Origin of the sequence: Pengzhenrongella sp. (genome assembly GCF_036565025.1) — a bacterium.
Classification (GTDB): domain Bacteria; phylum Actinomycetota; class Actinomycetes; order Actinomycetales; family Cellulomonadaceae; genus Pengzhenrongella.
This window is the reverse complement of record NZ_DATCNW010000076.1, coordinates 28,774-39,800: the sequence shown is the minus strand read 5'-3', so window position 1 is coordinate 39,800 and position 11,027 is coordinate 28,774. Positions and strand designations below refer to the sequence as shown.

Annotated in this window: 10 protein-coding genes; 4 read left to right on the top strand and 6 right to left on the bottom strand. The window is 69.1% G+C overall.

Features of this window, described 5'->3' with window-relative positions; translation table 11 throughout:
- Positions 1–153: 153 nt before the first annotated feature.
- Both VIM26_RS26970 and VIM26_RS04110 read left to right on the top strand, forming a co-directional pair.
- Positions 154–399 (top strand): DUF2510 domain-containing protein, encoded by a 246-nt coding sequence (locus VIM26_RS26970; RefSeq protein ID WP_414696439.1) that lies wholly within the window; start codon positions 154–156, stop codon positions 397–399.
- A gap of 278 nt (positions 400–677) precedes the next feature.
- The gene (locus tag VIM26_RS04110) at positions 678–1,403 is read left to right on the top strand and encodes a hypothetical protein (RefSeq protein ID WP_331949073.1); all 726 of its coding nucleotides are present in this window, start codon (positions 678–680) and stop codon (positions 1,401–1,403) included.
- An 82-nt stretch (positions 1,404–1,485) separates the two neighbouring features.
- Here the strand turns inward: VIM26_RS04110 and VIM26_RS04105 are convergent, their stop codons facing one another.
- On the bottom strand, positions 1,486–1,713 hold the full coding sequence (locus VIM26_RS04105; RefSeq protein WP_331949071.1) for a hypothetical protein: 228 nt from the start codon (positions 1,711–1,713) through the stop codon (positions 1,486–1,488).
- 817 nt (positions 1,714–2,530) lie between these two features.
- On the opposite strand from VIM26_RS04105, the gene VIM26_RS04100 reads away from it, so the two are divergent.
- Positions 2,531–3,748: a pyridoxal phosphate-dependent aminotransferase gene (locus tag VIM26_RS04100; RefSeq protein WP_331949069.1), complete on the top strand. Its 1,218-nt coding sequence runs from the start codon at positions 2,531–2,533 to the stop codon at positions 3,746–3,748.
- A 2-nt stretch (positions 3,749–3,750) separates the two neighbouring features.
- Here VIM26_RS04100 and VIM26_RS04095 read toward each other — a convergent pair whose 3' ends face one another.
- The 3 genes from VIM26_RS04095 to VIM26_RS04085 all read right to left on the bottom strand — a co-directional run bounded on the left by VIM26_RS04095 (position 3,751) and on the right by VIM26_RS04085 (position 6,451).
- Entirely contained in the window at positions 3,751–4,689 is a 939-nt protein-coding gene (locus VIM26_RS04095) for a dienelactone hydrolase family protein (protein ID WP_331949067.1), read from the bottom strand.
- 194 nt (positions 4,690–4,883) lie between these two features.
- Positions 4,884–5,624: an aminoglycoside phosphotransferase family protein gene (locus tag VIM26_RS04090; RefSeq protein ID WP_331949066.1), complete on the bottom strand. Its 741-nt coding sequence runs from the start codon at positions 5,622–5,624 to the stop codon at positions 4,884–4,886.
- Positions 5,625–5,680: 56 nt separating this feature from the next.
- Entirely contained in the window at positions 5,681–6,451 is a 771-nt protein-coding gene (locus tag VIM26_RS04085; RefSeq protein ID WP_331949065.1) for a hypothetical protein, read from the bottom strand.
- Between the two features lie 141 nt (positions 6,452–6,592).
- On the opposite strand from VIM26_RS04085, the gene VIM26_RS04080 reads away from it, so the two are divergent.
- Positions 6,593–9,289 carry a sigma-70 family RNA polymerase sigma factor gene (locus tag VIM26_RS04080; protein ID WP_331949064.1) on the top strand — a complete coding sequence of 899 codons (2,697 nt, stop codon included), beginning with the start codon at positions 6,593–6,595 and terminating at the stop codon, positions 9,287–9,289.
- A 20-nt stretch (positions 9,290–9,309) separates the two neighbouring features.
- Here VIM26_RS04080 and VIM26_RS04075 read toward each other — a convergent pair whose 3' ends face one another.
- Positions 9,310–9,990: an NAD(P)-binding oxidoreductase gene (locus VIM26_RS04075; protein WP_331949063.1), complete on the bottom strand. Its 681-nt coding sequence runs from the start codon at positions 9,988–9,990 to the stop codon at positions 9,310–9,312.
- A gap of 33 nt (positions 9,991–10,023) precedes the next feature.
- Complete coding sequence (locus tag VIM26_RS04070) at positions 10,024–11,016, bottom strand: ribonucleotide-diphosphate reductase subunit beta (RefSeq protein ID WP_331949062.1); 993 nt, start codon at positions 11,014–11,016, stop codon at positions 10,024–10,026.
- Positions 11,017–11,027: the final 11 nt, after the last annotated feature.

The following is an 11,027-nucleotide window of genomic DNA, read 5'->3' as shown; positions in this document are numbered from 1 at the left end:
GAGGTCACGACAGACTGACCACCAAGGCGACACCATGACCACGAACCCCGCCGGTCACACACCGGCGGGGTTCACCTTTGCCCAAAAACCATCATCACCGGGAACGACGCCGCCATGATCACCTGACGTGGCGGTCAACAGGTGGTTTCAGTGATGATGATCATCAACGCGCTTCAGACACCTGATACGGGAACGGACGCCAGCGGAATGGTGGTCGTCTCAGGCGTAATCGTCGTTGCCGCCAGCGCAACGGGAGCTGTCGCCCTGATCATTACGGCCATCGTGCGGCGCGCGCCTTCGCATTCCTCTGAGCCCGCAGCGGGGTGGTACGCCGACCCCTCGCGCGAGGGGACCTGGCGATTCTGGGACGGCCACTGCTGGACGAATAGCGTCGCATAGCCGCGGACCGTCGCCCGCTCGCGACCTCATTGATCGGCCCGAACCGCCACTTCACGACCGGTAAGTGGTGTCGAGCGACGCGGACGCCGAGGCCTCGGACCACCGACGAGTCGCCAAGCGACCTGAGCGTCGAGTGTGAGGTCAAGCCTTCTGGTACCGCTGAAGTGATCGACGTCCACGTGCTGTGAACGGAACGCGGCATGACCGTGCACCGCTCGAGGCAGTTGAGGTGAGGGGCCCCCAACCCGGCGGATGGTCGGGTTGGAGGTGGTTGGCTGTTGGCCATGATGGACTGGCAAGTGCTACGGGACGTGTATGGCAGCGCGGCCGGAGTCCCGGCCCTCTTGGACGAGGCGGCCTCGGTGATGGACTGGGACGCGCCGGTCTGGAGCGAGTTGTGGTCGCGGCTGTGCCACCAGGGCACGGTGGCACCCGCGAGCTACGCAGCCCTGCCGGACCTGGCACGGATTGCATCGTCGCGCGCGGACGTGGCCTTGGAACCGGCCCTGACCTTGGCGGCGTCGATCATCGCCTCCAAAGACGGCCCGCCGGAGATCATGGACGTCCGCAGCGTCTATGCAGCCCAGATCAGCTCCCTGAAGCCCGTCGCCGCGCACAAGCTTGCCCTGGTTCATGATCGTGCGGACTTCCTGTACGCCCTACAAGCCGTCGCGGCGTTTGAGGACCTCTCCGTCTGGCAGCGCGAGTTGGAGGGTCTCGTCGACGAGGAGGTCGAACTGGAGTGCCCCTCCTGCGACGAACACCTTTACCTCGAACTCGTCGACGGTGTGCTCGTCGCGACGACGGATCCAGACATGGTTCGCGGTGGCCAGCCGGTGAAGCCGGCCGACCCTTTCGAACTCGGAACGGCCGAGGCACGCCTACTGGGTCTCTGCCAGGCGCACAACCAGGTGGCGGTGGCGAGCGAGCTGCTCCAACTGTTCGGTCAGGCCAGCTGTCCCAGCTGCGGCGCTCACCTGACCGTCGCGGACGCCCTGGCCTAGCCACCCCATGCAGTGGCGGCCCGAAACTCCGGCCGCGCCGTCGGCGGCATGAGCGTGCGACCACCCGGCGCCGTCTCACCCCTCATTCGGCACCCGACCGGATGACCGCGCACATCTTCGGAAACAGGTGGCAGAACTCTCCACCGCCCCATGAATCAACCAGGCCGCCGACCTGCTCCATCGCTTCCCACAGAGGTTCGGATGCGCGGACAATCCGTTCGGCGTCCGCCTTGTCGACCCGGAGTGCGGCCTGGACGGCGGCCACCAGGTCTTGCCGAGACTCAGCAGGCAGGTCGTTCAGAGGATCCATAACCCCGGACGTTAGCGCGTCAACGATCGGCGCCACGCAAAGACGCCGCTCACCGTATCCGTGCGTGCAATGGGTGCTTGACTTCAGGCGAATCGCGGACACGAGGACCGCCGCCCCAACACCGCTTAGCGCCACGACCACTCGGCGTTTGATGTTGGTTTTGGGTTGCGTTGATCGACTCACGCCTGGAGGACTGCTGTTTTCGCTGGTGAGCCATGGCAGGGGGACGACCGCGAGGCGATGCGGTGACGTGCCCGCAGCGCGCGCACGTCGGCTCGGTGGTCCGCCGGCACGCCATCCTGCGAAGACCCACGCCTGCACGGCCGCGTCGCCGGGCCGCTGGTCAAGCTTGGCTGCAGAAATGTGCGGCGCTCACGGCGGACGGCCCGAGTTTTCCACCCAGACCAACACCAAACGCCGAGTGGTGCGCCACTTAAGCGACGGACGCTACTCGGCGGAAGACGAGGGTGGCGGCGCGGCTTGCGGCGGCGCCCTGGGGCGGACCCAGCAGTGTCACCGGCGCGGGGCCCGGTGGTTGGCACGCAGGAAATTTCTGGACTCTGACGCCCCGACTCTCGACGACGACAAGGCCGAATCCAGCGGGACACGATGAGTGGCAACGCGCCAGTTCGGTTGGCACGTCACAACCGGTCATCAGGTGCACGCCATCGGATGCCGGGCGCCGCGACTCGCTCGGTACCTGTGGAGTGCTGGGGGAGGGGGCCGCGGACGGCGATCCGGGCGTGCTGGGCGAGCTCGGCGCCTCACCTGCTGGGACACGACTTTGGCGAGACCCTGATGCTGACAGGATGGCGCAATGCGTCCAATAGTCCAGTCCTCGAAGCTCAAGAATGTTCGCTACGACGTGCGAGGCCCGATTCTCGTTGAGGCAGAACGTCTTGAGGCCGCGGGACACCGCATCTTGAGGCTGAACATCGGCAACCCCGCTCCGTTCGGTTTCGAGGCGCCGGAACGGATTCTGCGGGAGATGATCCACAACCTGCCTTCGGCGCAGGGATACAGCGACTCAAAGGGGATCAATTCTGCAAGGACCGCCGTAGCGCGGTACTACCAGGGCCACGATCTGGACGTGAGCGTCGAGGACGTCTATATCGGCAACGGCGTCTCCGAGATGATCACGATGGTTCTGCAGGCGTTCGTGGACGACGGCAACGAGATCCTCGTGCCGGCGCCGGACTACCCGCTGTGGACGGCCGCTGTCGCGCTGGCAGGCGGTACTGCCGTGCACTACCGCTGCGACGAGGGTAACGACTGGAACCCGGACCTCGACGACATCGAAGCCAAGATCACCGAGAACACCCAGGCCCTGGTGGTCATCAACCCCAACAACCCGACCGGTGCGGTCTACTCCGAGGAGAAGGTCAAGGGCCTGGTCGACATCGCGCGCCGGCACAACTTGGTCCTGATGTCGGACGAGATCTACGAGAAGATCTTGTTCGACGACGCGATTCACCACCACACGGCGACGTATGCCGGTGACGACGTCTTCTGCCTGACCTTCAGCGGGCTGTCCAAGGCCTACCGCATCGCCGGCTTCCGCAGTGGCTGGGTGATGGTCAGCGGCCCGCGCGATCGCGCCGAGGACTTCCTCGAGGGACTGACGCTCCTCTCCAACATGCGCATGTGTGCGAATGTGCCGGCGCAACATGCGATCGAGACCGCGTTGGGTGGTCACCAGTCAATCAATGAGCTGGTCCTCCCCGGGGGGCGACTCAGTGCGCAACGCGACACCGCGTACGAGCTGTTGAATGCCATTCCGGGGGTGAGTTGCGTGAAGCCGCGGGGTGCTCTCTATTGCTTCCCGAGGCTGGATCCCGAGGTCTATCCGATCAAGGACGACGAGCAGTTCGTCATCGACCTGTTGCGGGCCAAGAAGATCCTGGTCACCCACGGCACGGGCTTCAACTGGCCAGACCCGGACCATTTTCGTCTCGTCACGCTCCCCAGCGTCTCGGACCTCGAGGATGCCATCGGCCGCATCGCAAGCTTTCTGCAGACCCTCCGCGAAGTCTGAGCTCAGGGCACCGGAGATGGACTTGGTCCGTCTGAGCACCGGTCGCGAAGGAAGTCGTAGGCGCGTGCTCGCATCTTGGGGGTGAACGCGTGCGCTGCGTCGTAGAGCGCGAGCTCCACGCGCTCGCCCAGGGTGCGGCGCGCGCCGTCGTACACCCCTTGGGCTCCCCGGCTCCACTTGTCCCGGGTGCCTGCCGAGATGAGGAGCGAGGACGACTCACCGAAGAGCGCGAGCACGTCTTCGAGGTCGTGACCTGCAGCGAACCCCGGCACGACGAACTCGGCCTGGATGCCGGTGTCGCGGGCGAAGGAGTGCCGGTAGGGGATGCACCCGCAGTTCGAGACGGAGGCGGTGATGCGGTGATCGAACGCCGGCGCCCACAGCGCCATCCGCCCGCCGTAGGAGTGCCCGATGAACCCCAGCCGGGCCGGGTCGACGTCGTCGCGGGACACGAGGTAGTCCAGCGCCACCGACACCTCGTGCAGGCACGACGCGAGCAGGGTCCGGCCTTGGACCAGTCGCGTGGAGAGCTCGAACCACGTGACGTTGGACCGTCCGTCGGGGCTCCAGTTGCGCTCCTCGAAGCCGATGGCGTCCGGGGAGATCGTGATGAAGCCTCGTTCGGCGAGCTCGACTGCGTAGGCCTGGTCGGGGTCACCATCGAGACCCACGACCTCGCTCTTGCCCAGGGCGAAGTTGCCGGCGTGCTGGTGGTGGCAGAACACCGCCGGCAGCGGGCCGTGTGCACCCTTGGGTACGCAGACGTATGCGCAGACGCGCGTCGCCTCGGTAACGGCGTAGCTGATCTTCTCGCGAACGTAGCTGCCGCAGTCCACCCGCTCGACAAGCTCCACCGCCAGGTCGACCGGCTCGGGCCACGGACCGAGCAACGCACGCACTGTCACGTCCATCGCCTGGTGGGACACCTCGCCGTCGACCATGCAGCAGATGGTGCCACTCACTCGGGTTGCCGAATGACCGCGTCCTCACGCGTCAGGGGCTCAGGCTCGTCGCGAACTTGGAGTGGTTGTCCGATTTCCGCCCCTGGGGACGACAACAACTCCCAGTTCGCGCTACGAATCGGCAAGACCGACCCCGTTCGGAGCCGGCGGTCGTGGGGTTTCGCGGCGACGGCTCAGGAGGCGGTTGGTTCGCCGCCGATGATCACGTCGCGGGAGTACTGGCGCACCAGGGCGGCGGCCGGCACGACGAGCGACTTCTCGCCGGCGAAGAGGGCGGGGTCGTTCAGGCGTGACTGCGCCGCGACGTCGAGTTGGGCGAGCGGGTTGCCGTCCGCGACCGCGAGGAAGGCGACGAGCATCGCGCGGGCGGCTCGGGAGTAGTCGCCCTCGGAGTCGACGGCGACCTCGCCGAGGATGATCGCGCTCATCGCGGTGTCGAGGTCGAGCGATCCGGTGCGCGCGTTGGCCCAGTCGACCAGCGCCGGGCCGTGGCTCTCGCTGAGCACGATGTTCCCCGGGTGAATGTTCAGGTGCACGACGACGTCGTCGCCGGCCGCGGACTCGTCGCCGGCGCGGCGGGGCGCCGGGATCGCGTGCAGCCGGCGGTGCAGGTCGGCCATGATGTCGGCGCCGTCGTGCAGGTTGAACTCGCCGGCAGCCAGCGCGACCAGCAGCGTCGGTCCGTGCAGGCGCTCCATGACCAGGTCACGGCCCTGCGCGGAGTACACCTCGGCGACCGGGAAGCCGTGTTCGGCGACGTGGCGCATGAGCGCGGCCTCGGCCGTGGCGTCGTGCACGTCGCGGTAACGGCGGAGCACCGTCTCCTCGTCGACCAGGTAGATATCGGCCGTCGTGCCGACCGCCAGGAGGGGCAGAGCCTCGGAATCGTCGTCGGCGATCCCCTGCGTAGTCATGTTCCGACCGTAACCCCGTCGGGTCGGGTTTGGCTCATCTGCACGCCTGTATGGGGTCAACGTCCGATATGTGAGAGCAGTTCGAGCACTCCCGAATGGCTGGCGGGCAGCTGTTCGAGCCAGACCCGCGGCGGCTGCCGCACGAGGCACTCGACGCCGAGCCGGGCGGCGTGGGCGGAGATCTCCTCGCGCAGCGCCAGGATGGCGTCGCCGAGGTCGGGATACCGATCGACCAGCACGACGAACACCCCATCACCGAGCGACGCCATCGGATGGCCGTCGCCGTACACGTTGCGCAGCGCCTGCCCGACGACGGCCGAGCGTGCGATCCGCGTCCACGGGTCGATCCGGCCGACGGCGACGTCCACCAGCAAGAGGATGTGTGTCCGGTTTGCGAGGTTCCCCGCGCGAAGCGCCGCACCATACGTCTCCGTGAGTCGCATCCGCAGGTACTCAGCCGTCGGCAGGCCCGTCTCGGGGTCGCGGCACTGCGCGTCCACCGGGGCCGCCTCTTGGGCGGCGACCCACCCCTCGCACAGCGCGCGGACCGGGGCCAGCGGGGGATCGGTCCAGCCGAGCGTGCGGTACAGGCACGCAAGGTCGTTGATCGTCTCGGTGATCCCGACCCCGCACTCGCCGCGCACCAGTCCGAGGCGTGCGGCAGCCGGCCCGGGGTCGGCACCCGCCAGCACGGCCTCGACGACGGCGTCCACCGAGGGGTGGTACCAGTCGGCTGCACGCAGCCAGACTGACTCGGCGCTGACGCTGCGCCACTGCTCACGCAGGCGGGGCGACCGCGCGGCAGCCGCCTCACCGGTCGTGGTCATACAGGATGAGAGCGAGCGATCCCAGAAGGATGACGCGACTACTTCGGGTGATTTCGTCCTTACCAGAAGGGGGTGTTCCGTGGGAGGCTGTGGCGTCACATGTGGGGGGACCGGCCCAGGGGGAAGGGGGCGGGAAGAGATATGGATGGCAACGTCGACGTCTGGAGCGAGGTTTCCAGCGACGCTGAGCTGATTACCGCGGTCAGAGAGGGAAGTTCGGCCGCGTTCGGCACGCTCTACGAGCGCCACGCCACGGCTGCTCGCGCAGTTGCACGCCAGTACACCCGTTCGACAGCGGACGCCGAAGATGTCGTCGCTGATGCGTTCGCGCGGGTGCTCGCCGTGCTGAAGGCCGGTGGCGGACCCGATGTCGCCTTCCGCGCCTATCTGTTCACGGTTGTTCGTCGGCTCGCCTTCGCGGGCGCTGAGGCTGGTCGCCGGGTGCGGCCGACCGACGACATCGCGGTCTTCGAGACCGCGTTCGGTCCCGAGGGATCGGTCGAGGACCCGGCGCTCGCCGGTTTCGAGCGCGGGGTCGTCGCCAGGGCCTACGCCGCCATGCCCGAACGGTGGCAGGCAGTCCTCTGGTACACCGAGGTCGAACGCCTCAACCCCGCCCAGATCGCGCCCCTGCTCGGGCTCACGGCCAACGGTGTTGCGGCGCTGTCCTACCGCGCCCGGGAGGGCCTGCGCGAGGCGTACCTCCAGCAGCACCTCGCCTCGCCGACCCTCGAGGGCTGCCGGACGGTCAACGAGAAGCTCGGCGCCTTCGTGCGCGGCGGCCTCGCCAAGCGCGAGACCGCGCAGGTCGACGCGCACCTCGCCGAGTGCGGCGTCTGTCGCGCGCTCGTGCTCGAGCTCGGCGACGTCAACCACGGCATGCGCGTCGTGATCGCACCGCTCATCCTCGGGGTGGCCGGGCTCGGTGCCCTCGCGAACCCGCTCCCGGTGGGCGGGATCCTCGGCGTGGGCACCGGCATGATGGTCGGCTCCGGTGGTGCAGGCGGGGCTGCGGTCGGCGGTTCGGGCGCAGCGCTCGGCGGTGGCGCCGCCGGGACCTCCGTCGCCGCTGGGACGTCCGTCGCGGCCGGCACCTCCGTCGTCGCCGCGACCTCCGCCGCGAGCACCGGCGTGGCCGTCGGCACGAGTGTCGCCGCGGGCACCGGCGTCGCCGTGAGCACGGGCGCCGCGGCGTCGGGCGCTGCCGGGCTGGTCGCCGCGGGCGCCGGCGCGAGTGCGTCGGGTGCCGCCGGGCTGGTCGTGGGTGCGCTGGCCTCGGCCGCGCTGCCGGCAGCGGCGACGACGGGTGGCATCGCGGCGTTCATGGCCGCGATCCCGATGAGCGTCGCCGGGGCTGCGGTTGCCGGTGTGGTCGGCGCGTCGCTCGCGGTCGCGGGCTCGACCGGCGTCTTCAACGACGCCACTGGGGTGGCCACGGCCTCGCCGACGGCGACGAGCTCGGTGTCCCCGCCCGCGGCCGATCCGACGCAGGCGCCGTCCGATCCGACGCAGGTGCCGCCCGATGCCTCGGCCGACCCGGCCGCGCTCCCGGCGGACGACACGCTGCCTGCGGACAACTCGGCACCGGCGACCGTTCCCTTGAGCGACCCCGCGACGGTCGCCGATACCGTGCCGGCGCCCGATCCCACGCCCACACCCGATCCGACCGCTCCGCCTGCTGAGAGCGATCCCACCGCCCCGCCGGTCGTCCCGGCCGCGCTGAGCGTCGCCCCGCTCGGCGGGCTGGCGCTGACCGCGGGGAGTGATGGCCTGCTGGCGTTCGTGATCCACAACGCCGGCGACGCGACTGCCGGAAACCTCGCGGCAACGCTCACCCTGCCGGTGGGAGTCACCGTCGAGGAGGTACTCACGGACGCGGACCTCCCCGGCGCGGGCTTCTCGTTGCCGCCCGATGTCACGAACCCGCCGTGGACCTGCGGCGCGGGCGTATGTTCGGTGGCGGGGCTACCCGGCCAGGCCACGATCGCCCTCGTCCTGCGGGTGAGCGTCGGTGCGTGGGTCGACCCGACCGAATCGGCGAACGCCGGACTCAGCGTGACCAGCGACGCGCCGACGGCCGAGGTGACTGTCAACCTCACCATCGCTCCGGCACCGGCCAGAATCGCGGCCGACCCGATCGACCCGGCCGTGTTCACGGTCGGCGAGGCCACCCCGGTGACGATTCCGGTCCGGAACTCGGGCGGGATCGCTGCGACCGGGGTGCACGTGGACGTCACCCTGCCGGACGGCATCGAGCTGGCGGAGTCGCCGACCGGGGCGTGGACCTGTCTGCCGGGGGTCGGCCCGCAACTGAGCTGCTCGGGCGGAGACCTCGCGGCCGGGGCCAGTTCCCCGCTGGTCCTGTCGCTGCGCGCCACGGCCCAGGCGCTCATCATTACGCCCGGTGACATCGTCACGATGACGACGCGCGACGGTGCAACCGAGCCCCTCGAGCGAACGATCACGGTCAACGTGTATCCGGCGCCCGCCGATCTCGTGACCACTGCGCCGGACGTCACCGCCGCGGCAGGGGTCGCGACCCCCGTGGAGTTCGTGGTCGCGAACGTGGGCGGGACGGACGCGACCGACGCCGTCTTGCAGATCTCGCCGCCCGCGGGCGTGACCCTGGCCGGTTCCGGCTGCACGACGGGTGGCGACGGTGACGTGAGCTGTGCGGTGGGTGACCTGGTGGCGGGCCAGCCGGGGAGCTCCGTCGCCCTGAATCTCGTGGCGGACGGAACCGGTGACACCTCCGGCGGCCTGGTTCTGACGCTCGGCGCCGCCGGCGTCGTGCCGTTCGTCGCCGGTCGGGCAAGGCTGACCGTCACCAGCCAGTAGGTCCGCTCTTCGAGGACCGCTCAGCCGTCCAGCGGCGTCAGCGCACCCGCGACGGCAGCGTCGACGGGCACGTCGCCCTCGATGAGCTCGAGCGTCAGACCCGCGGAGCGCGGCTCGGCGAGCAGCCCGGCGAGCACCGCGGCGACGTCGTCGCGCGTGACCCGGCCCCGCGGCACCGCAGGCTCCAGGCGGACCCGGCCGATGCCCGGTTCGTTCGTCAGTCCGCCGGGCCGCAGGATCGTCCAGTCGAGGTCCCGAGCGCGCAGGTCCTGCTCGGCGGCCCGCTTGGCCTGCAGGTAGGCGGCGAACACGGAGTCCTCGTCGGCCGGCGCCGACCTGGGTGGTTCGGCGCCGGCGCCCATCGAGGAGACCAGCAGGTACCGGCGGATCCCGACCAGCTTGGCGGCGTCGGCCAGCAACGCCGCCGCGCCGCGGTCGACCGTGTCCTTGCGGGCCGCGCCGCTGCCCGGTCCGGCCCCGGCGGCGAAGACCACCGCGTCGGCACCCGCGAGGTGCGTGGACAGCGTCTCGGCCGAGTCCCGCTCGAGGTCGACCAGTGCGGCGCTCGCGCCCGTCGCGTCGACGTCGGCCACGTGGTCGGGATTGCGGACCAGGGCGACCACCTCGTCGCCCCGCGCGGCGAGCAGCCGCTCCAGGCGCAGGGCGATCTGACCGTGCCCACCAGCGATGACGACCCTCATCTCGACACCGTACGCCGAGCCTGGGGGTGCGCGTCAGCTTCCCGAGCGGGCGTTGACCTCGTAGGACGTGTTGGTGGCCTCGAAGAAGTTGACCAGCTGCAGGGTGTCGTTCGCGGCGGCCATCCACTTCGCGGGGTTGGAGACCAGGTAGTGCGGCTCGAACCCGAGCTCCTCGAGCCTGCGGTCGGCCAGGTACTTCACGTACTGGTTCACGTAGTCGGCGTTCAGGCCCAGGATGCCCGAGGGCAGCAGGTCCCGGTTGTACTGCTCCTCCATCGCGACCGCGTCGAGGACCATCTGGCGGATCTCGTCCGCGAACTCGGCCGTCTGCAGGTCCGGATTCTCCTCGAGCACCGTGAGGATCAGGTTGATGCCGAACTTCAGGTGCAGCGACTCGTCCCGCACGACCCAGTCGATCAGCGAGCCGAAGTTCCGCAGCAGATTCCGCTGGCGGAAGCTGAGCGCGACCATGAAGCCGGAGTAGAACCAGATGCCCTCGAGGATGATGTTGTACGCCACGAGGTTGCGGACGAAGTCGCGCTTGCCCTCGGTCGTGGTGATGTCGAGCCGCTGCTCGGTCATCCGCTTGATGTAGGCGACCTGGAAGGCCTCCTTGGCGGCCATCGAGGGCACGCTCACGTGCGAGTCGTACGCCTCCACGCGGTCGATCGGGAACGTCTCCAGGACGTACTCGAACGACATGCAGTGGTTGGCCTCCTCCCACATCTGCTTCGCGAGGTACAGGTGCGCCTCGGGGGCGTTGATGTACGGGTAGACCCCGAAGGCGAGCGCCTTGTTGACGAGCAGCTCGTTCGGGTTGAAGTAGGACATCAGAAACGTGACGGCGTGCTTCTCCTCGTCCGTCATCCGCTTGAAGTCGGCGAGATCCTCCCCGAGCTGGATCTCGTTCGGGAACCAGGTGTTCGACACGGCCTGGTTGTACAGGTCCATCGCCCACTGGTACCGGACCGGCTTGAGCAGCAGTCCGTCGGAGATTCCGGTCCCGAGGATCTGGTGAGTGGACATCAGCGGCGCTC

Bases quoted from the DNA above. Each gene is read 5' to 3' on its own strand.
- VIM26_RS26970 (WP_414696439.1), top strand. From the start codon at position 154: ATGATGATCATCAACGCGCTTCAGACACCTGATACGGGAACGGACGCC.
- VIM26_RS04105 (WP_331949071.1), bottom strand. From the start codon at position 1,713: ATGGATCCTCTGAACGACCTGCCTGCTGAGTCTCGGCAAGACCTGGTG.
- VIM26_RS04100 (WP_331949069.1), top strand. From the start codon at position 2,531: ATGCGTCCAATAGTCCAGTCCTCGAAGCTCAAGAATGTTCGCTACGAC.
- VIM26_RS04095 (WP_331949067.1), bottom strand. From the start codon at position 4,689: ATGGTCGACGGCGAGGTGTCCCACCAGGCGATGGACGTGACAGTGCGT.
- VIM26_RS04090 (WP_331949066.1), bottom strand. From the start codon at position 5,624: ATGACTACGCAGGGGATCGCCGACGACGATTCCGAGGCTCTGCCCCTC.
- VIM26_RS04085 (WP_331949065.1), bottom strand. From the start codon at position 6,451: ATGACCACGACCGGTGAGGCGGCTGCCGCGCGGTCGCCCCGCCTGCGT.
- VIM26_RS04080 (WP_331949064.1), top strand. From the start codon at position 6,593: ATGGATGGCAACGTCGACGTCTGGAGCGAGGTTTCCAGCGACGCTGAG.
- VIM26_RS04075 (WP_331949063.1), bottom strand. From the start codon at position 9,990: ATGAGGGTCGTCATCGCTGGTGGGCACGGTCAGATCGCCCTGCGCCTG.
- VIM26_RS04070 (WP_331949062.1), bottom strand. From the start codon at position 11,016: ATGTCCACTCACCAGATCCTCGGGACCGGAATCTCCGACGGACTGCTG.